A 19,612-nucleotide genomic window follows, 5' to 3' on the forward strand; every position below is an offset into this window, starting at 1 on the left:
CGCTACTTCCGGAAGTCGAACAGCGCCGTGTGTGTTGTCCCGTCGTTCAGTCCCAGTGTGAATTGCCGGCACGTCCCTGCCCAGGCTTTCTGGGTTTTCCACACGTAGGTGTACGTATCGGAGCTGGCTGCGTAGCTCAGCGAACTGTTTCCCGCGGCGAGAGTCTGTTCGATGTCGTCCAGGGCGGTGCCGCCGGGGCACGCAATGACGGACGACGACGGCGCTCCCGCCGCCAGGATATCCAGCCCCCGGTTCCCGCCGACGCCGAACTTGATGGGCACGGCAGCGCCGGCCTTCATGGCGTTCAGCGTGCCGCCGTTGTCGACCGGCTCCACGAACCCGCGGAACGGCCAACGCGGCTGGCCCACGGCGAATGGTGAGAAGGAAGTGGTCCGGCCGCACACTTCGCCGGGGATGCCGGTCGGCGGTCCGGTAATGTCCACCCAGGCCCCGTCCACGTAGTGGTACAGGTGCTGGCCCACCGCCTGGTCATCTGACATGCCCAAGGTGTCGAACGTGATGCAGACAAGGACCCCGAGCGTTGAGCTGAAGACCGCGGTGGTTTCGATGTCGTAGTACAGCGGAGGGCTAGTGAGCGAGGAGAACCCGCCGTCGGGGTAGGCATCTCCGGACTCGAGCCGCGTGACAGTGGTGGTGCCGGGCGTTCCCACGTCAGCGAATTTCAGGGCCACATCGGTCCTTCCGGCGTTGTCCACGGGCGCCACCACAACGTTCGCTCCACTGATGGTTAGGCCTGGATCCACCGGCCCCACGGCGTTGCTCTCCATCGTCGTGTACGTACAGCCGACGCCGGCGATGTCCAGGCGCGCGGTCACGGATTTCCCGCCGGCGGCGAGGGGCACTGCAAACGTTGGGCCAAAGGCGCCTGAAACCTCTTCGGTGCCAACAAACCAGCTGTACCGTTGGAGGCAATCCTCATCGGCCCAACCAACGCCAACGCCGTCAGGCGACGCTGTCAGCGTGGCGCCGACGGCAGGCTCACCGCCGAGGTGCAGCATCTGTGCCGGATCAACTACAGCTGGAGTGGCGAGGAAAATTGCGTAGGCGAGGTTGAAGTGGTTGGCGCCGGTCAGGGTGATGGGTTCGGCCTCGGCCCGGTTAGGCGTTTCGGGCCACCAGCGCTGCTCGCCCCCGTGTTGGAAGCGCACCTTGTAGGCTCCAGGAGCCACGTCCAGGAAGGTGTAGTAGCCGTTCAGGTCGGTGTGCGTGGTGGCGGCCGGCTCGGTGTCAGGATCAGTCGCGGCCTCGTCGTAGAGCTCAACACTCACGTTGGCCAGCATGGATCCTTCCGCCACCGAAAAGTCCTTTGCCACGGCCCCGGAGATGGACGACGGTGTGCGATGCAGCACCGTCCAGCCCTCGGAATTCCAGCTTGAGGTGCCGGTGGCGGAGCCCACCACAATCTCATCCGCCGTTGCGAACGTGTCCCTGTCCTGGTAGCCAAGCAATTCCGCGAACGCGTTCCCATCGCGACCTGACGGTATCGTGTACCAGCTCTCCAGGAACCCGGCGGCCGTTGCCCTGATCTTGTAAGTTCCATCCGTCAGATCGAACGACGTGCTTGCCACGCCCGAACTGGCCGTTTGCGGGATCGCAAGCACAAGACCGCCATCAATGGCGTTGAAGACCTCAAAGGTGATGTCGGTGGCAATCGCAGGACCCGGACTGGCGTTGATGCTGGCCAGGAGTTCCGTCGAATCCAGGACGACGTATAAGCGCACGTCATCATTTGCAAACGCCGGAGCGCCGAGGGGCGCAGCCAGCAGCAGAATCAGCGTCGCCAATACCGCCGTAAATCGCCGAGGCCCGCTAATTCCAGACATTCCAGGCTCCCGCCGCGTATACATTCGAGTGGGCGAATTCGAGCGGGCATCCCAGACCGAAGGCTCAAACCGAATCGTCCGCTCATCCCAAGGAAATTGCGCGACGATTAGCCCAACCGTACGCCCGGATGCCGTTAGTCAGCAAGGATTTTGCGCATACCCAAGCCCGTCTTTGCGCATTCAAATTGGCATCAAAAAACCCTGCCCCCACCCGAAGGTGAAGACAGGGCCTAATACGCCGTCAGAGAGACGTGGGTCAGGAATTTGCCTTTTGGTAGGCTTCCTGGATTTCAGCCTGAATTCGGCCGCGGCTGTTAACCGTGTAGCCGTTATCCCGTGCCCACTGACGGATCAGCGCGGAGTCGTTGGTACGGGGGCCAACCACCGCTTTGGTGCGGGTGGCTCTGCCGGCCGACGTCTTGCGCCCGGCGGCAACAAAGCGCTCCAGGGCAGAACGGAGCTCGGCCGCGTTAGCCGAGGACAGATCGATTTCGTAGCTGACCCCATCGAGGCCAAAACGGACGTTCTCGTCCGCAGATCCCCCATCCAGATCATCGACGAGGATGATGTTTACTTTCTGTGCCATTAAATATGTCTTCCTCTTGGAAAGGTTCGGTTGTCAGAAAATGAGGATGTTCCTATTAAAAGTATGAACCTCTTTATGGCAACGCGTCAAAGCGCCGGATGGTTCCTGTGGAAATCCACAGGAACCCGCAGAAAGCTCTTCGAGCTATTTGTCCGTTTCCGGGTTCTGCTCGTTCAATGGCGCTGCGGAACGAGATTCCGCCTCGGCCTTGGCCCGCGCTTCGGCCTTACGCTCGGACTTATCGGCATTGAAGATGGATTTCATGGCGAACCAGAAAAGCAGGCCAACCACAAGCGAGGGCAGGAGTACGGCGACATATTCCATGATTAGTGGCCTTCGGGCTTCAGAAGCGGGAAAAGGATGGTTTCGCGGATACCGGCGCCGGTGAACAACATCACCAGCCGGTCAATACCCAAGCCGATGCCGCCCATGGGCGGCGCGCCGTATTCGAGGGCCCGCAGGAAGTCCTCGTCCAGCTGCATGGCCTCGACATCGCCCGCGGCAGCGTGCCGCGACTGTTCGGTCAGCCGCTCGCGCTGGATGACGGGGTCGATCAGCTCGGAGAAGGCCGTGCCGCGTTCCATGCCGCCGATGATGAGGTCCCAGGCTTCGATCAGCCGGCCGTCCTCCCGGTGCGGGCGGGCCAGCGGCTGGGCAGACGGCGGGTAGTCGTACACAAACGTGGGGTTCAGCAGCGTGGGCTCCACAATTTCACCGAACAGCTCCACGGCCAGTTTCTCGGCGTCCCACTTCGGGTCCACCTTGACCTCGTGCGTTTGGGCGATCTCGCGCAGCACCTCAAGCGACGTATCAGGCGTGACTTCCTGGCCAACGGCGTCGGACAGTCCGGGGTAAACCGAAACCCAGGCCCAGTCGCCGTCGAGGTTGATCTCCCCGGCTTCGGTCTGGAGGGTGCGGCCCACACCCACGGCGTCAGCGGCGTCGAGGATGATCTCCTTGATGCGCTCGGCCATGACGAACTGGTCCGCCCAGGCTTCGTAGCACTCCAGGGTGGTGAATTCGGGGCTGTGGGTGGAATCCACGCCCTCGTTGCGGAAGACGCGGCCCATGTCGTAGACGCGGTCGATCCCGCCCACAACAGCACGCTTGAGGTAAAGCTCGGTGGCAATGCGGAGGGTCATTTTCTGGTCGAACGCGTTCATGTGCGTCTCGAACGGGCGGGCCAGGGCGCCGCCGTGGACCAGCTGCAGGATGGGGGTTTCCACTTCGACGTAGCTGTGGCGGTGCAGGCTCTCGCGGATGGAACGGGTAATCGCGGCGCGTGTGTAGACCATTTCCCGGGCTTCGTCGCGCACCATCAGGTCCACGTAGCGCTGCCGGACGCGGGTCTCCTCGTTCAGTTCCGCGTGCAGCACCGGCAACGGACGGAGCGCTTTGGAGGCCATGGACCAGGACTCGGCCATCACGGACAGCTCGCCGCGGCGGGAGGAAATCACTTCCCCCTTGATGAACACGTGGTCTCCGAGGTCCACCAGCGCCTTCCAGTCCGCGAGCGCTTCCTCACCCACGTTGGCCAGGCTGAGCATCGCCTGGAGCCGAGTACCCTTGCCGTCAACGCCGCCTTCCTGGAGCGTGGCGAAGCAGAGCTTGCCGGTATTGCGCACAAAAACCACGCGGCCGGTGACCCCAACTACGTCGCCCGTGGTGTCATCAGCCTCAAGGTGCGCGTACTTTTCGCGGATCTCCGTGAGGGAATGCGTGCGTTCCACACCCACCGGATACGCCTCGGTGCCCCGCTCGATCAGCTTGGCACGCTTGTCCATGCGGATGCGCATCTGCTCGCTGGCGTCGAGCGGCTCTGGGGCATTTTTTGGGGTGGGGGTGTTTTGGGAAGTCACAATTCCCAAGTTTACCGGGAGTTCGCACCACCGGCTCCCGGCGGACGCCCAGGCATAGACTCGGGCTGTGGAGACGTGGCAAGTTGAAGCGGACGACGGCGGGCGCCTCGACGTGCACTCGTTCCGCACCCCCGCAGGGCTGGACCCGACGACGGCGGGACCCCCCGGCGTCGTACTCATCCACGGAACTTTGGTCACCGACGCCCTCTACCGGCCTTTTGCCCGGAAGCTCAGCGTCCTGCTGGGCCGGCCGGTGCACTGCTACAACCGCCGCGGCAGGGCGGGGTCAGCCCCGCAGCCGGAGGACTATTCGGTAAAGACGGAGGTCAGCGACCTTACGGCGGTCATGCGCCAGACCGGCGCGACGGACGTGGTGGCCCACAGTTACGGCGGCTTCGTGGCGCTGCAGGCGGCCCGGACCCTGCCCGTGGGCCGGCTGGTGACCTATGACGCGGCGGTGTCGCTGGCCGGAAACCTGAGCCACCGCTGGCGGCCGGAGCTTGAGGATGCCGTCGCTGCGGGCCAGCTCAACCACGCCTGGGCGCACCTGGTCCAGGGCCTGGCCACGGCGGGTCCGCTGTCCTACCTCCCGCTCGGCGCGCTGCGGATGCTGAGCATCCTCTCTGCCAGGACCAACCTGGGCGCGGAGATGCGCCAGCTGCTGCCCACGGCCGTCGCCGAAATGCGTGCCGTACTCGACGCCGAAGCCGAACTGGACCATTTCACCACCCTCACCACACCCGTCCTCATGCTCAGCGGCGGCTGGAGTCCGGCGTACTTTGCCGAGACGGGCCGGCAACTGGCCGCCGCCGTGCCGTCCATCAACTTCCAGGTGGTCCCCGGCCAGCTGCACGAAGGACCCATCAGGCCCGGCAAGAGGCTGGCCGTGCGGATCGCCCGGTTCCTCAACGGAAGCGACGGCTAGGGCGCGAGGCGTTGGCCGACGGGCTGGGCGACGGATGGGCAGCGGACGTCTATGACCGGCGCGGCAGGGGCAACTCCACTGAGCAGCCGGCCGACTATTCCATGGCCACGGAGATTGCCGATGTCCGCACGGTCATGGATGCAACGGCGCCCGCAACGTACTGGGCCATAGCCTGGGCGGATCGTTGGCGCTGAACGCCGTCCAGGAATTCGTGGGCACCTCCTACGAGCCGGACAAGCTGGCGGTCTACGACGGTGCGGTCACCATCGACGGCGGCATGTCCTGGCTGGACGAGTTCGAGGCCGCTGTCAGCGCCGGCAACGTGGGGCATGCCATGGCCCGGATGAAAAAGGGCATGCAGCACGCCAGGAACTTCGCCGTCCTGCCCGCCAGCACGCACTTTATGGCGGGCAGGACGAGGGGCTTCCACGGCTCCATTCCCGCCGCGGTGAAGGAACTTGTCATCGCGGAATACTTCAGGGGCTAAGGTTTCCCCAGGTTGCTCGGCTAGGCTCGGATCATGACGAGCGAGAACATCAAGACCCCCGACGGCGGCACGCTGGAGCTATACTCCACGGGTGCTGAACTGGCGTCCGCCGGCTCCGGCGTGGTTGTGGTCCCCGCCTCCATGGTGACCGCCGCGGACTACACAAAGTTCGCCCAGAAGCTCAGCGCAGCCTTGGGCCGCCCGGTCCACACCTTCAACCGCCGGGGCCGTGGTTCCTCGTCGCCGCAGGCAGAGGACTACACGCTGGACGCGGACATCCGGGACCTGGATGCCGTGATGAAACACACGTCCAGCACCGACGTCTTTGGCCACAGCTTCGGCGGCGCGGTGGCCCTGCACGCGGCCCGGACCCTTCCGGTGGAGCGGCTGGCCGTGTATGACCCCGCTGTGTCCGTGAACCACAGCGTGAAGGCCGACTGGACCACTGAATACGAACGCGCCACGGCTGCCGGGGACGACGACCGCGCACTGGCCGTGCTGCAGCGCGGCCTTGAGGCGGGCACCCGCTCACGGATGCCGCTGTCCATGCTCACCATCGCCAACAAGCTGACCGCCGGCACGTCCGAGGGCAAGCAGCAGCGTGAACTGATGCGCACCGGCGTCCGGGAAATCAAGGCGATCATCGCCGCAGACATGCCGGCCGAGCCATTCCTGGAACTGCCCCTGGAAACGCTGATTATTGTGGGCGAGAAGAGCCCAGCGTACTTCGGTGTTGCCTGCGGCCAGATCCACGACATCCTGACCGGCTCCAGCTACACCATCCTGCACGGGGCCGGCCATGACGGTGTCCTCCGCGCGCCGGACAAGCTCATCACCGAGCTGAGCGACTTCTTCGCCGGCTAGCCTCCATCACTGCAACGCGGGGTCACTTATCGCCCTATACGGCGGCCCGGAAGGGCGTAATGTGACCCCGCGTTGGATTGCGGGTGTCCTTTAGTGGCCGGCGGCTTGGCCCGGGGCCGCGCCTTCTGTCTTACGCATCATCGCAGAGAGTACGACGGCGGCGAGGGCTATGACGGTTGCCGTCAGGAACGCTGCACTCATGCCGGCAACGAGCCCCGATGCGGCCGAGACCACGGCGAAGATCGACACCAGCAGCGCCGTGCCGGCGGCACCGGCTACCTGCTGGGCTGTGCTCATGATCGCCGAGCCGTGCGAGTAGAGATGCGGCGGCAGCGGGTTCAGACCGGTGGTAAACGCCGGCGTGAACAGCAGCGCCAGCCCGAAACTGAGCCCCACGTGGAGGGTGACGATCCACCAGACCGGAGTGCCGGCGTCGAGCATTGAGAACTGCCACAGGGCCAGCACCATCAGCACGGAACCGGTCACGGTGAGCGGCAGCGGACCCACTTTGTCGAACAGCCGGCCGATGAACGGGCCCAACAGGCCCATTGCCAGGCCACCCGGAAGCAGCGCGAGCCCTGTCTCCAGCGAACCCAGGCCGCGGATTTCCTGCAGGTAGAGAGGCAGCAGGATCACGCCGCCGAACAGCGCCATCATGGCCACGACCATCAGCAGTACCGAGACCGTGAACATCCTGAAGTTGAAGGCGCGGAGGTCCAGCAGCGGGGCTTCGGCTTTCTGCAGCCGGAGCTGGCGGAGCACAAAGACGGTCAGGCTGGCGACGCCGATGACCAGCGCGGCGATGGCCACGGTGCCCGGACCGCTTTGGCCTCCGTGCCCGCTGCCGATCTGACTGAGGCCGTACACCAGGCCGCCGAAGGCAGGAACCGTGAGGAGTACGGAGAGGAAGTCGAGCTTGGTCTTCTCCGTTTCGCCCACATTCGTCAGGTACTTGGCGCCGATGGCCAGCGCGGCCAGGGCGACCGGCAGGACAAAGACAAACATAAAGCGCCAGGTGAAATGCTCCAGGATCAGCCCTGAGACGGTTGGCCCCATGGCCGGCGCCACGGAGATGGCGATGCTGACGTTGCCCATGACGGCGCCGCGCTTGGCCAGCGGGACGAGCGTGAGGATGGTGGTCATCAGCAACGGAAGCATGATGGCGGTGCCGCCGGCCTGGACGATACGGGCCAGGAGCAGGATCTCGAAACCGGGAGCCACCGCCGCCAAAGCGGTGCCGCCGGCGAACAGTCCCATGGCCAGCATAAAGACGGCCCTGGTGGACAGGCTTTGGAGGATGAAACCGGTGGTGGGGATGACCACGGCCATGGTGAGCATAAAGCCCGTGGAGAGCCACTGCACGGTGGGCGCGTCCACATTCAGGTCAACCATCAGCCGCTGCAGGGCCACATTCATGATGGTCTCGTTCAGGATCACCACAAAGGTCGCCACAAGCAACGTGGCGATGATGGTCACCGATTCGCGGGACATCTTCTCCGGCGCCGCGGACTTCGGCGCCGCTGCCGGCCCGGGCTGCCCGGAGGCGTTCGAAGAGACTTCTGTAGACATGGGTGTTCCCCCAGGGAGTAAGAATGAAGTGGCTCGCGAGCATCGTCGCTGCAGATTCCAACACTCTACCGTCCGGACTAATTCCGGGACACAGGAAATTTTCTTCGGCACGGGCTTTATCTGAGCGGTCGCTTTGGCTCGCCGGTGTGGTTTAATCAGCGCACTGAGTATGAGTCGGGGCTGGGGCCTCTAGTGATGTTCGACCGCGCAAGCGGTCAGGCAGGAGCCCCAGTTGGACGCGTACTCCCCCGCATATCCGGCGGGCCGCCACTACCACGGCGCTGGCCGAAGCCCGTTATCCCTGGTTCTTTCGGTGGCTGCCGCTTTGATGGTTTTGCTGGCTGCCGTCACATCGGCCGTGGTCCGCTCTGAGCGCGTCACCGGAACCGTGAGTGCGGCTTTCGCCGGGACCGGGCCGGTTGGCGCCATGGCCGCGGTTGGTGCAGGCACCCAGGTAGGCGCCATGGCCGCGGTTGGTGCAGGCACCGAGGACGGGAGCATCGCGAGGACTATCAGCAGGGTCTCCGGCTTCCGCGTTGGCGTGGCCGTCGCGGACACAGCGGGAGGACCGGTCCGCACTTTCGGCGACACGGCGGCCTATACTGCGGCCAGCACTGCCAAGCTCATCACCGCAGCGGCCTATCTCAGGCTTGTGGAGGCCGGTGAAGCGCGACTCGATGAGACGCTGGGAAAATACACTGCCGCTTTCCAGCTCAAGTCCATGATCAACAGCAGCAACAATGATTCCTGGCTCCTGTTGATGGGCAGGATCGGCTACCAGCGGCTGATCCAGTACGCAGCCTCGATTGGCATCGCCTACGATCCTTCAGACAACCGGCTGAGCCCCGGGGAAGTGGCCCAGGTCCTGACGAAGCTTTACGCGGGACAGCTGCTTAACCCCAGTGACACTGCTCAGTTGCTGATGTACATGCAGGAAACCAACAACGAGGAACTTATCCCCGCCGCCTCGGGGCCCGGCATTACCGTCTATCACAAATACGGCCAGCTGGGCGGAAACCTCCACGACGCAGCCCTTTTGGAACATGGCGGGACAACGTATGCGCTGGTGATCTTCACCGAAGGCGCCGATAGCACCGACGAGGCCGAACGCACACAAATGATCCACGAGCTGACGCAGGCGTTCGTAATGAAGCTCTTTCCGTCGCGCCAGGCAACGTGCTGTTGACTCCGTGCCGTCCGGGGTTCGGGGGCCTAAGTGTCCCCTCGCGCCGGGTGGTCAGCTGCGGTGGTGCTCAATCAGCCAGCCGGCCATCTGCTGGGCCCGCTTCGCCGCCTGGGTGTCCCCTTCGGTGGCTGAGACGATGGACCCCTTCATCAGGATGTGCCAGGAGCGGGCAAAATCCTCCGGGCGGTCCAACCCTGCCTGCTCAGCGAGGTCCTGCACATGGCCCCTGATCCTGGCCAGGTAGTCAATGCTGGCCTGGCCCAGCGGATGGTCCGGGCCCATTTCCAGCAGGATGTTGATGAACGAGCAGGCCTCGAAGTCGTCGCGCAGGAACCAGTCGCCGAAGACGTCGAAGATGGCGAGGAGCTGTTCAGTGGGGGTAGTGCCGCGCAGTTTGGCCTGGCCAACGATGGCATCAACTGTCCATACCTGGTCCCGCTGCTCCAGGAACGCCAGAACCAGTGCGTCCTTGGACGGGAAGTGCCGGTAAAAAGTTGCCTTGGCCACGCCGGAACGTTCGATCAGTTCATTAACACCCACATCCCGCACACCGCGGCGGGAAAAGAGTTCATAAGCCACAGCCAGGATCCGGCTCCGGGAATCGGCAGGCAGAACTGCCGCCTCGGCGGGTAAATCCGCCGGAGACAGCGCGGGTTCTGCAGTGTGGTCTGCATCGGAAATCATCGTAGGAATAGTTTACTCCAAGGTGCAGACAGACCGGTCTTACTCGTTGTAATGTTTTCCCAGACGCAGTGCTATGACGTCGATGGGACCCCGTAAAGGCCCCGTCGGCTTGGTGCAAGGAGGCCCCGATGTCAGCAGAGCGAACCTACGATTTTATCCCGTGCGATGACACTGACCCGTGGATAGAGAGTGCCGCTGCGTCCGCCGAGGTCCGGCACTTCGCCCGGGAATCCTTGCGGTGGCAGGCGCAGGAAATCATTGATGAGGTGCTCCGCGGAACGGTTCCCGGCGAGGAGTTGTCCCGGGCCCGGTTGCGCCGCTGCGTCGCCCAGAACCCCGGCAAGCCCGAACGCGCCCTCCTTCAGCAGCTGATGCTCAACCGCGACCCGCAGGCTGAATCACCGCAGTAACGGCAGGCCTTACAACGTGAGGCTGCGGTCCACGATGCGACCGGCGGTCATGTGCAGGCTCTGGCTGTTGGCGCGGGCATGGTTCCGGAGCAGGTTGAATGCTGCGTCCATATCCACCCCGGCGGTATGGGCGATGACGCCCTTGGCCTGCTCAATCAGCACCCGGGTGTTCAAGGCCAGCTGCAGCTGCTCGTTGACCAGTACCGCTTCCCGGATGGTGCGTTCCTGCATAAGGCTGATGGTGGCGACGTCGGCAAGCGCCTGACCGATCGCGGCATCCTCTGCAGTCAGGAAACCCTCCCGGGCGCCGAACAGACCCATGGCCCCGATAATCCTGCCATGAACGCGCATGGGCACAGCATGCACGGAGCGGAAGCCCTGCGACAGCGCGGCATCGCGGAAACCCAGCCACTTGGTAAGCCCGGCAATGTCGTCCACTGAGACTGCCGACCCTGTCACGTAGCACTCAACGCAGGGACCGGCTCCGGCTTGAAGCTGGAGCACCTCGACGAGTTGGCTCTGCTCGCTGGTGGATGCGACAACCTGCAGTTCTCCGCTGGGATCGGCAAGCAGCAGACCCGCGGCTGCGACATCAAGCAGGCCCACAGACTCTTCAACCAGGACGTGGAGGAGGTCCAAGACGTCATAGTCGGCCACAAGCGTGTCCGTGAGCTTCACAAAGGCCACGCTGACGCGCTCCGCGCGGGTACTGGTTACCATGGCCCCATTTTACTGCAGCACCGGTCCGCCGGGCCCACCGTTTCCGGTGTCGAAGCTGAGCCTTCCCTCGAGCACGGCGGCGGCGGTCTCCTTCAGGGTGAGGTCATTGGCGAAAGCGTACGCACGCAGCATCAGCAAGGATTCTGAAGCCGTGGCACCGGACTGCGCCAGGACCATCCCGGTGGCCTGGTGGATCTCGCGTCGTGACATCAGCGCGGGCTCCAGGGCGGGATCCGTATCCGGCGACCTGAGGGTGAGGATTTTGCGCAGGAGGTACCAGGAGGTCTGACCGGCAAGCACAGCCGCCATCGACCGGTCGGACCGGCTCAGGTTCCCGCGGACGGAGTGATACAGCTCCACAACACCGAGGTCCACGGCACCCACTGTCAACGGAAAGACAAACAAGGCCGCAGCATCCGTCCCCGCGATGGCCTGGTGGAACATTGGCCATTCGTCTCCCGCGGTGGACTGGGCATCAGGGACCAGAACGGGCAGGCGGGTCTTGTGAGCCCGCCACCGGGGACCTTCGCCCAGGTTGAACTGCAGTTCGTCCAGACGGGCGGCGAGTTCGTCGCTGGCGGAGACCAGGGTCTCGGCGGTGGCGCCGCCGAAGAGGGTCACCGCAGCGCCCGTTATGGGCAGCTTCGCCAAGTACGGGGCACACACGTCTTCTTCACCCGCGGCCATGTCGGGCGCAATGTCCATGGTGAGCCTCTGATCCCTGAATCATCCCGCGGTGAAAAAACCGGCTGCAGGCTGAACCGGAACGGCGGAGTTGTCCCTTCAAGGATACCTTTTGCCGCGAAGCCGCCGATCGTTCATGACCGGGTATCAGGCAGGCCTTTCCTGGCCGTAGGCATTAACCACTTCCGAGGTGGCCATCAAATGCGCCCGTAGCGCCCGTTCGGGTGCGCCCGGGTGGGCGGCCACACACCTGCGAAGGCGCCATTTGACCTCGGTCAGATCCGGTGACGGATCCTCCAGGATGGACGTGATGATTTCGTATGCCTGCCACCCGATCGGCGAGATTCCTTCAGCCGCAGGATGGTAGGACATCACGGCCTCCACCTTAGGGATCGTGGCGCTCACGGGTCTCTCCGAAAGGTACAGCCTCGCTGACCGCAACGGTATAGGTGTCGTGCGCGTGGCGGGTTACCAGAATCCCGCACAGGCCGGTGCTGGAGGCAAACTGGCGGGCCATGTCAACGGCCGAATTCAGATAGTCGTCCAGGACGGACGCGTGATTCACTTTGACGAGATAGGACAGCCCGTCATCGATTGTGCGGATCATTGGATTCGCTCCTGACGTGAGCGTGGCCGGTAGGCCACGGGGATGGGGAATGCACGCGAGCATCCCGCTTGCCGTGTATGCGGCTGCGCCGGGCAGAAAAGAGCCGGGCAGCACAAAAGGCCGAGGATAACTGCGGAAGAAGCATGGGGTGCCCTGCGTGAAATTTGTCCTCCTGGAGTACGCCGAAATAAGGCGATGCCAGGGTCCGGGGCAACAATTTCAGCATAGCCGATGCCGAGACAGACGGACAGGGATCGGAGGCCTTGTGTGCCCCGGAAGCGGACCCTGCTTATCAGCTGCTGAGCGGCACGTTGTCGATCAGCCGGACCGGCCCCACCTTGGCGGCGATGAGAGCCAGGCCTTCGCCGCGGAACGGGACTTTCCGGCAGTTCTCGGCCAGCGGCTCAAGGGTGACCGGATCCACGACGTCGAAGTAGTCCAGTCCCACCAACGACTGCGATTCAACCATGGCCCGGGCCGATTCGAGATCAAGCGGCTGGTGGGCAGTTGCCCGCTCCGCCAGGAGCCGCAGCGCCCGTGACAACACCAGGGCGGCCTCGCGCTCCTCTGCGGAGAGGAACCGGTTGCGGCTGGACAGGGCCAGCCCATCCGCGGACCGAACGGTGGGCACGGCAACAATTTCGACGGGGAAATTCAGGTCCGCCACCATACGGCGCACCAGCGCCAGCTGCTGGGCGTCCTTTTGCCCGAAATAGGCCCGATAGGCTGGCAGTCCCCCGCCGCCTGAGGCAAAAGCACCGGCCGGCGGAAGCCCTGAGCCGGGGATGCCGTAGTGCAGCAGCTTGGCAACCACGGTGAGGGCGCCGTCGAAATGGCCCGGCCGTGAGGCGCCTTCCCACTTTTCCCCCAGGGAGCCGGCGGTCACGCGGACCAGCGGCTCGCCGCCGGGGTAGACCTCTTCCACCGGAGGCGCAAACACGAGGTCCACGCCCTGTTCCTCAAGCAGGGCAAGATCGGCGTCGAGTGTGCGGGGGTACCGGTCCAGATCCACCGCATCGCCGAACTGGAGCGGGTTCACAAAGATGGACGCCACCACTACGTCGTTCTGTTCGACGGCGGTGCGGGCCAGCCGGGCGTGGCCTTCGTGCAGCGCGCCCATGGTGGGCACCAGGCCCTGGGACCTGCCCGCCTTCTGCGCGAGCAGCCGGGCACTCGCCTCCCTGAGCTCCGCGGCAGTTGTCACCAGTTGCGTGGCCATGTCAGTTTCCCTCTTCCAGGGCCGCGCGGAGGGCCCCCACTTGATCCTCTTTGAGAAGCCCCCGGCTGCTGGCCCGCCGTGCCGTGGCACGGGCCATGGCGAGGTAAGCCTCCAGCACATCGCCGTGAGCACCGGCGTCGTACTCCCTTAACGCCTCGGCGTGGGCCGCCACTGTCCCCACATCGCCGCGGGCCACCGGACCGGTCAGCGCCGATTCGCCGGAGGCGAGCGCGTTCTCCAGCGTGGCCCGCAGCAAAGGCCCCAGCATCCGCTCCGGCGCGTCGACGCCAACGTCGCGGAGCAGCTGCGAAGCCTGCGCCACCAGGGTAACCATATGGTTCGAGCCATGGGCGAGGGCCGTGTGATAGAGCGTCCGGTCCCCCTCGGCGATGGCCACGGGTTCGGCACCCATCTCCACCACCAGCGCCTGGGCAATGGGCAGCATCGCGGCATCAGCGGTCACGCCAAAGGTGCAGTCCAGCAGTCGTGTCAGGTCCAGGCTCATGCCCGTGAACGTCATGGCGGGGTGCAGTGCAAGGGGGATGGCTCCGGCGGCGCGCACCGGGCGTAGCACCCCCACGCCGAACCGGCCTGAGGTGTGCGCCACGATCTGTCCGGGCTGCCACGCCCCGAGTTTGGCGAGCCCGTCCACCATTCCGGCCAGGGCGTCGTCGGGCACGGCCAGGAGCACCAGTTCAGACCGTTCCACAATCTCCTGGATCTCCAGGATGGGCACGCCGGGCAGCAGCGTCTCCGCCCGTTCACGGCTGGCCTCGGACACCGCGGAAACCCCGACGACGGCGTGCTCGGCCGAGCGCAACGCCGCGCCAAGGACGGCGCCCACTTTCCCGGCACCGATGATTCCAACGCCAAGGCGCCCGGGCTTAGCCACGTTGCGGGCCTTCCTGTTGGGGACTTTGTTGCGGCACGGGGGTTTCGGCAGGCTCAACCACCGAGGTTTCGATAGGCTCAACCACCGGTGCAGGCTCAACCACCGGAGCGGGCGCCACCGTTGCCAGCCATTGTTCGCTGGTCTGCCGCTCGCGGGCCAGCCGGGCGCGCGCGGACTGGGCATCAAAGAGGGCCCGGGCCTCGTCCAGCCCGGCCTGGGTGAGCCGTGGCGAGACCGGCCCCGCCGTGGTGTGCAGGACGAGGTCCGCCACACGGAACCGCCGTGCGAGCGGACCCTGGTGCAGTGCCATTGACTGGGTGCGCTGGTGTGGAACCACCACCAGTTCCCGCCACCACCGGCCCGAGCGGATCAGCAGGGCGGTGTCAGTGGTGGCGAAGCCGTTGCGGCGCCAGCCCAGCGGCGCGAGGAACCTGCCGCGGTGCGGCGTGGTGACAAATCCGCCGTCGGAATCCAATCCCGTGAGCCCGGCAGCGAAGATGCGTCCGGGTTCAGGCGTTCCGGGATCCGGCAGCACGAGCGCGAGCATGGACATCACGTCCGGCAGCTTGCCGACGGGCAGCAAGGTGGTCCGGGACGACGTCTCGCCGTTGCTCCCCAGCGCGCCGTACCCGGCCACGTTGACCTGGATCCGGTACCAGCCGAAGATCCGCCACAGCGGGGACTGCGCCACTTTCAGCGCCTGGATCCTGCCCGGGGGCAGCGTCTGTGCCTGCGTGTCCAACAGTCCGTAGCGGAGCCGGATCCCGTCCGGCGAAATGGCGGCGGTGAAGTTGTAGCCCTTGTTGAAGAAGCCCCAGTAGCTGGCTGCGAGGCCCAGCACCGCCGGGATCAGGTAGAAAAAGAAGCTCCGGTTGTCCGTCACGGCGGACAGGATCACGGCGGCGATGCCGCCCACCACCACAAAGAAGCTCTGCTCGCTGAGGAGCAGGGAACCGATAAGGCGCGACGGCGGCACGGACAGCACCGGATATTCGGGCGCCTCCGGCGCGGCCTCCTGCGGCCGGGCCGGGTCCGGGACCACGCCTGCGGCCCGTGCCAGGATGGTGGCCCGGAGCTGGCGGGCGTCGTCCATCCGCAGGTACGCCAGTTTGACGGCCGATTCACCGGCGTCGGCCACCTCGAACTTGAGTTCGGCCAGGCCGAAGATCCTGGCCAGGAGGGGCTGCACGATGTCGATGGCCTGGACGCGGTCCAGCCGGGCCTGGCGCTGCTGGCGGAAGAGGAAGCCGGAGTTGACCCGGACGTACCCTTCGGCGACCTGGTACTTGGTGAAGTACCAGGTCAGGATGAAGCCCAGCACGGTCACCACCAACACGATGCCGCCGCCGGCCACCAGCCAGGGTGCCCGGCCGGCGAAGTCCTCCTCGAACAAAGGACGGCCCTGTAGCAACCGTTCGAAAAAGTCCCGGCCGAAGAAGAAACCGATGGCCGCCAGTGCCAACCAGCCGCGCACAAACGGGGACGCCGGGTGCACACGCAGCCACTCGCCGTCGGGCGCCACCGGAACCGCGGTCGGTGCGCCGGCCTCCGGAACGTTTGCCGTCACAGCCCTGCCAGCCTCGCTTCACCGCGGGCAGCGAGCTGTTCGCGCAGGCGTGCCCCCTCCGCAGCGGGCAGGCCGGGGATGGTGGCGTTGGTTCCGGGCGAGGCGGTGTGGAGTTTGAGCGTGCAGAGTCCCAGTCCGCGTTCCACCGGACCCACGCCGATGTCCACGTATTGCATGCGGCCGTAGGGAACTGTCATGGTCCGTTGGAAGAAGATGCCGCCCCGGATCAGAAGGTCATCGTCACGCTCGGCGTAGCCGATGGCGCGCACCTGGCGCGGGATCAACACCAGCCGCCAGATGGCAAGGACCAGGGTCACCGCCGGGACGCTGATGGCCAGCCACAGCGGGGGCCAGCGCCACCAGCCGAGCAGGACAAGAATGAGGGGCAGGCTCAGGACGACCACCGTGACCAGGTTCCCGATGGCCCACTGCACCAGCCGCACCGTGACGTATTTCGGGGATACCCGCTGCCAGGTAATGCCCGGCGGATCAATCGCCTCTGTACGCATATTCGCCTTCCCCTGCGGCTTCGCCGCGTACCCCGCGGCCGCGTTTCCCCTCACCGGGCGTTGCATCGGTGTCTTCGGGCGGGATCTTGCAGAACCGCTCCACCAGCAGGCCGACCACGATCATCACCAGGCCGCCGGCAGCGATCGCGACTGCCACCCAGGTGATGCCCTGGTCGCTGCGCAGGTTCCAGATCCGCAGCTGGTCCAGGAAGATTCCAACATGCCAGCCCAGCAGGACGGTGCCCGCGTAGGCGCACGCCTGGGCCAGCACCAGGGTCCTGGCGGCCAGGAGCGGGTCCAACGCCTTTTTGCGTTTGGTGCTGTTGCGCCACCGGAGCACACGGATGCCAAGCACCAGGGTGATGGCAACAATCACGCCCATGGTGGCCAGCGCGGTGGCCGGAAGAACCGGCGTGGCCATGCTGTAGCGTGTGGTCACCACGGTGGCGGACCAGCCGGCCACGGTCAGGACCAGTCCGATCAGCAGCAGGCGCACAGGGTTGATGGGCTTCACCGGCTACTCGACCGCCCCGGCTGTGGGGACGCCGTCGTAATCGCCGAAACCGTCGAACGGGGCGAGGTCGTCAAAGTCCGGGGCACGGGCAGCCAGCTCGCTGATGCGTTCCCCGCCCAGGGTGGCCGCCGGCTCGATCAGGGACCACGGATACAGCACAAAGGCGCGTCCGGCCGCGCGCGGGTGCGGCAGGGTCAGCACCGGGTCATCACTGGTGAGGTCGCCGTAGGTGATGATGTCGACGTCGAGCGTCCGCGCCCCCCAACGCACTTCACGCACGCGGAGGTGCTTGTTTTCCACGGCCTGGCAGTGCTTCAGCAGTTCCGCCGGGGACAGCGTGGTTTCCACGGTGATGACCATGTTCAGGAAGTCGGGCTGGCCGGCCGGGCCGCCCACGGCTTTGGTCTGCACCACCGGGGAAACGGCCTGAAGTCGGACCTCCGGCGGGTCCACCAGGTCGGCAACGGCCTCGGACAGGGTGTCGTTCCGCTCGCCCAGGTTGCTGCCGAGGGCCAGGACGGCTTTGGTGTACGCGCCGCTCATGGCCGCTCCCGGTGCACGCTGACAGCCACATCCCCGAAGGGCACCTCGATGGGCGCCTTGGGCTTGTGGACGGTGATGTCCACGGCTTCGATGGTGAATTCGGCGAGCAGGCCATCGGCGATGCGGACCGCCAGTGCCTCGATCAGGTTCAGCGGCTCCCCCGTGATCCAGTCCTTGATCCGCTCAGCCACTTCGCCGTAGTGGGCAGTGTCCCGGACGTCGTCAGATACTGCGGCCTTGGCGAAGTCCAGGTGCAGCACGGCGTCCACCACAAACGGCTGGCCCGCACGGCGCTCGAAATCGAAGACTCCGTGATGGCCGACGGCGGTGACACCGCTCAGCATGATCCTGTCCATGGGTGCCCGGCCTAGGTGGTGGTAGGGGCGGCGGCCATCCGCGCGGCCACCTTGACGGCGTCAAGGCTTGGAGCGACGTCGTGCACACGGACGGCCCAGGCCCCCCGGAATGCGCTGATCGCGGTGATGGCGGCCGTGGCGGCGCCGCGTTCCTCCGGGGCGGCGGACTTGCCGGCGACCGTGAGGAGTGTGCCCAGGAAACGCTTGCGGGAGGCGGCCACCAGGACCTTGTGCCCCAGGCTGCCCAGCTGGTCCAGGTGCTGCAGGAGCTCCCAGTTCTGGGCGTCGTTCTTGGCGAACCCCAGGCCCGGGTCAATGATGATCTGCTCTTTGCTCACGCCGGCGGCGTAGAGCTTGTCGCGGACGCCAGCCAGTTCAGCCACCACTTCGCCGGCCACGTCCTGATATTGGGCCAGTGAGTCCATGGTGCGGGCGTCGCCGCGGCGGTGCGTGAGGACATAGGGGACCTTGGACGCGGCCACGAGCTCGGCCATCTCAGGTTCGATGGTCAGCCCGGAAACATCGTTGATGATGGCGGCGCCGGCTTTCAGGGCAGCAGCGGCCGTGGCGGCGTGGGTGGTGTCGATGCTGACCAGGGCGCCCGCTTTGACCAGGGCCTCGATGACGGGGATCACCCGGCGCTGTTCTTCCTCCGGGCTGACGTCCTCCGCGCCGGGACGCGTCGATTCGCCGCCGACGTCGATGATGTCCGCTCCGGCGTAGAACATCCGCAGGCCCGCCGCGATGGCAGTGTCCGCCGTCGGGTGTTTTCCGCCGTCGCTGAAGGAGTCCGGGGTGACATTCAGGATGCCCATGACCAGGGTGCGGCCGGTGGGCAGGTCCGCGAATTTCGCGGCCGGGCGCGGTTTGCGCAGGATGGGCAGCGGAGATGTTGCGGGCCCGGTTCCCGGGGCTGCAGCGAGTGAATCCATGGTCTGATACTTACCTTCCGAGGATGAGGCTCATGGCTTCGGCACGGGTGGCCGGGTCATGAAGCTGCCCGCGGACCGCGCTGGTGACGGTCTTTGCTCCGGGCTTGCGGACACCGCGCATGGACATGCACATGTGTTCGCATTCGACAACGACAATCGCGCCACGCGGCTTGAGGTGGCTGACCATTGCTTCGACGATCTGGGTGGTGAGCCGCTCCTGCACCTGGGGGCGCCGGGCGTAGATGTCCACGAGGCGTGCCAGCTTGCTGAGCCCGGTCACTTTGCCGTCGTGGGAGGGAATGTAGCCGACGTGGGCAACCCCGTGGAAAGGCACCAGGTGGTGCTCGCACGTTGAGTAGAACGGGATGTCCTTGACCAGGACCAGTTCTTCGTGGTCCAGATCGAACTTGGTGGAGAGGACGTCCGCGGGATCGTGGTGCAGTCCCGAGAACACCTCGGCGTAGGCCTTGGCCACCCGTCGGGGGGTGTCTACGAGGCCGCTGCGGTCCGGGTCCTCGCCGATGGCCAGGAGGATTTCACGGACTGCCGCCTCGATCCGGGGCCGGTCCACTTTCTCGTGTTTTTTGTGGTGGGAGCCGTCCTCCGCCGGGTGTCCGGCGGAGGCGGGAGCGTCGTCGTCGTCGAAGTGAGTCAC

Annotated in this window: 25 protein-coding genes; 6 read left to right on the forward strand and 19 right to left on the reverse strand. The window is 65.6% G+C overall.

The genetic code is table 11. The features are described from left to right. Positions 1-2: 2 nt before the first annotated feature. From NFC73_RS07845 to lysS, 4 genes are all read right to left on the reverse strand, one after another. The gene (locus tag NFC73_RS07845; protein ID WP_254749082.1) at positions 3-1,805 is read right to left on the reverse strand and encodes a PxKF domain-containing protein; all 1,803 of its coding nucleotides are present in this window, start codon (positions 1,803-1,805) and stop codon (positions 3-5) included. Between the two features lie 295 nt (positions 1,806-2,100). Next, positions 2,101-2,430: a histone-like nucleoid-structuring protein Lsr2 gene (locus tag NFC73_RS07850; RefSeq protein ID WP_254749084.1), complete on the reverse strand. Its 330-nt coding sequence runs from the start codon at positions 2,428-2,430 to the stop codon at positions 2,101-2,103. 144 nt (positions 2,431-2,574) lie between these two features. Continuing rightward, positions 2,575-2,754: a hypothetical protein gene (locus tag NFC73_RS07855; RefSeq protein WP_141139155.1), complete on the reverse strand. Its 180-nt coding sequence runs from the start codon at positions 2,752-2,754 to the stop codon at positions 2,575-2,577. A gap of 2 nt (positions 2,755-2,756) precedes the next feature. Next, positions 2,757-4,289: a lysine--tRNA ligase gene (lysS, locus tag NFC73_RS07860; protein WP_254749086.1), complete on the reverse strand. Its 1,533-nt coding sequence runs from the start codon at positions 4,287-4,289 to the stop codon at positions 2,757-2,759. A 67-nt stretch (positions 4,290-4,356) separates the two neighbouring features. On the opposite strand from lysS, the gene NFC73_RS07865 reads away from it, so the two are divergent. The 4 genes from NFC73_RS07865 to NFC73_RS07880 are packed head-to-tail and all read left to right on the forward strand — an operon-like array spanning position 4,357 to position 6,565. Then, on the forward strand, positions 4,357-5,214 hold the full coding sequence (locus NFC73_RS07865; protein ID WP_254749088.1) for an alpha/beta fold hydrolase: 858 nt from the start codon (positions 4,357-4,359) through the stop codon (positions 5,212-5,214). A gap of 11 nt (positions 5,215-5,225) precedes the next feature. Continuing rightward, positions 5,226-5,408: a hypothetical protein gene (locus NFC73_RS07870; RefSeq protein ID WP_254749090.1), complete on the forward strand. Its 183-nt coding sequence runs from the start codon at positions 5,226-5,228 to the stop codon at positions 5,406-5,408. Beyond that, entirely contained in the window at positions 5,399-5,701 is a 303-nt protein-coding gene (locus NFC73_RS07875) for a hypothetical protein (protein WP_254749092.1), read from the forward strand. Before NFC73_RS07870 ends, NFC73_RS07875 begins: the two co-directional genes overlap by 10 nt. Positions 5,702-5,734: 33 nt before the next feature. Continuing rightward, on the forward strand, positions 5,735-6,565 hold the full coding sequence (locus NFC73_RS07880; protein ID WP_254749094.1) for an alpha/beta fold hydrolase: 831 nt from the start codon (positions 5,735-5,737) through the stop codon (positions 6,563-6,565). Between the two features lie 90 nt (positions 6,566-6,655). On the opposite strand, the gene NFC73_RS07885 is transcribed toward NFC73_RS07880, so the two are convergent. Then, positions 6,656-8,134 carry a DHA2 family efflux MFS transporter permease subunit gene (locus NFC73_RS07885; protein WP_254749096.1) on the reverse strand — a complete coding sequence of 493 codons (1,479 nt, stop codon included), beginning with the start codon at positions 8,132-8,134 and terminating at the stop codon, positions 6,656-6,658. A gap of 232 nt (positions 8,135-8,366) precedes the next feature. Between NFC73_RS07885 and NFC73_RS07890 the strand changes: the two genes are divergently transcribed. After that, positions 8,367-9,320, forward strand: coding sequence for a serine hydrolase (locus tag NFC73_RS07890; protein WP_254749098.1), 954 nt, complete (start codon positions 8,367-8,369; stop codon positions 9,318-9,320). Between the two features lie 51 nt (positions 9,321-9,371). On the opposite strand, the gene NFC73_RS07895 is transcribed toward NFC73_RS07890, so the two are convergent. Continuing rightward, a complete protein-coding gene (locus NFC73_RS07895; RefSeq protein WP_254749100.1) occupies positions 9,372-10,004 on the reverse strand; it encodes a TetR/AcrR family transcriptional regulator in 633 nt (210 codons plus the stop codon). Positions 10,005-10,132: 128 nt separating this feature from the next. On the opposite strand from NFC73_RS07895, the gene NFC73_RS07900 reads away from it, so the two are divergent. After that, entirely contained in the window at positions 10,133-10,414 is a 282-nt protein-coding gene (locus tag NFC73_RS07900; protein WP_254749102.1) for a hypothetical protein, read from the forward strand. Between the two features lie 9 nt (positions 10,415-10,423). On the opposite strand, the gene NFC73_RS07905 is transcribed toward NFC73_RS07900, so the two are convergent. The 13 genes from NFC73_RS07905 to folE all read right to left on the reverse strand — a co-directional run bounded on the left by NFC73_RS07905 (position 10,424) and on the right by folE (position 19,612). Beyond that, entirely contained in the window at positions 10,424-11,134 is a 711-nt protein-coding gene (locus NFC73_RS07905; RefSeq protein ID WP_254749104.1) for a GAF and ANTAR domain-containing protein, read from the reverse strand. Between the two features lie 9 nt (positions 11,135-11,143). Continuing rightward, complete coding sequence (locus NFC73_RS07910; RefSeq protein ID WP_254749106.1) at positions 11,144-11,839, reverse strand: GAF and ANTAR domain-containing protein; 696 nt, start codon at positions 11,837-11,839, stop codon at positions 11,144-11,146. A 126-nt stretch (positions 11,840-11,965) separates the two neighbouring features. Then, complete coding sequence (locus NFC73_RS07915) at positions 11,966-12,223, reverse strand: hypothetical protein (RefSeq protein WP_254749108.1); 258 nt, start codon at positions 12,221-12,223, stop codon at positions 11,966-11,968. Beyond that, positions 12,204-12,425: a hypothetical protein gene (locus NFC73_RS07920; protein WP_254749110.1), complete on the reverse strand. Its 222-nt coding sequence runs from the start codon at positions 12,423-12,425 to the stop codon at positions 12,204-12,206. Before NFC73_RS07920 ends, NFC73_RS07915 begins: the two co-directional genes overlap by 20 nt. A 292-nt stretch (positions 12,426-12,717) precedes the next feature. Then, entirely contained in the window at positions 12,718-13,644 is a 927-nt protein-coding gene (locus NFC73_RS07925) for a 4-phosphopantoate--beta-alanine ligase (protein WP_254749112.1), read from the reverse strand. 1 nt (position 13,645) lies between these two features. Next, positions 13,646-14,536, reverse strand: a complete 891-nt coding sequence (locus tag NFC73_RS07930) for a Rossmann-like and DUF2520 domain-containing protein (protein ID WP_254749114.1) — start codon at positions 14,534-14,536, stop codon at positions 13,646-13,648. Next, positions 14,529-16,103: a PH domain-containing protein gene (locus NFC73_RS07935; RefSeq protein ID WP_254749116.1), complete on the reverse strand. Its 1,575-nt coding sequence runs from the start codon at positions 16,101-16,103 to the stop codon at positions 14,529-14,531. The genes NFC73_RS07930 and NFC73_RS07935 overlap by 8 nt, the downstream gene beginning before the upstream one ends. Next, positions 16,100-16,612, reverse strand: a complete 513-nt coding sequence (locus tag NFC73_RS07940) for a PH domain-containing protein (protein ID WP_254749118.1) — start codon at positions 16,610-16,612, stop codon at positions 16,100-16,102. The genes NFC73_RS07935 and NFC73_RS07940 overlap by 4 nt, the downstream gene beginning before the upstream one ends. Continuing rightward, entirely contained in the window at positions 16,593-17,126 is a 534-nt protein-coding gene (locus NFC73_RS07945; RefSeq protein ID WP_254749120.1) for a DUF3180 domain-containing protein, read from the reverse strand. Before NFC73_RS07945 ends, NFC73_RS07940 begins: the two co-directional genes overlap by 20 nt. A 3-nt stretch (positions 17,127-17,129) precedes the next feature. After that, positions 17,130-17,669: a 2-amino-4-hydroxy-6-hydroxymethyldihydropteridine diphosphokinase gene (gene folK, locus NFC73_RS07950; protein ID WP_254749122.1), complete on the reverse strand. Its 540-nt coding sequence runs from the start codon at positions 17,667-17,669 to the stop codon at positions 17,130-17,132. Further along, positions 17,666-18,025, reverse strand: a complete 360-nt coding sequence (gene folB, locus NFC73_RS07955; RefSeq protein ID WP_254749123.1) for a dihydroneopterin aldolase — start codon at positions 18,023-18,025, stop codon at positions 17,666-17,668. The genes folK and folB overlap by 4 nt, the downstream gene beginning before the upstream one ends. Before the next feature lie 11 nt (positions 18,026-18,036). Continuing rightward, on the reverse strand, positions 18,037-18,957 hold the full coding sequence (gene folP / locus NFC73_RS07960; RefSeq protein ID WP_248763182.1) for a dihydropteroate synthase: 921 nt from the start codon (positions 18,955-18,957) through the stop codon (positions 18,037-18,039). Between the two features lie 10 nt (positions 18,958-18,967). Beyond that, positions 18,968-19,612 carry a GTP cyclohydrolase I FolE gene (gene folE, locus NFC73_RS07965; RefSeq protein WP_254749124.1) on the reverse strand — a complete coding sequence of 215 codons (645 nt, stop codon included), beginning with the start codon at positions 19,610-19,612 and terminating at the stop codon, positions 18,968-18,970.

The organism is Pseudarthrobacter humi, from assembly GCF_024294965.1.
GTDB classification, from domain to species: domain Bacteria; phylum Actinomycetota; class Actinomycetes; order Actinomycetales; family Micrococcaceae; genus Arthrobacter; species Arthrobacter humi.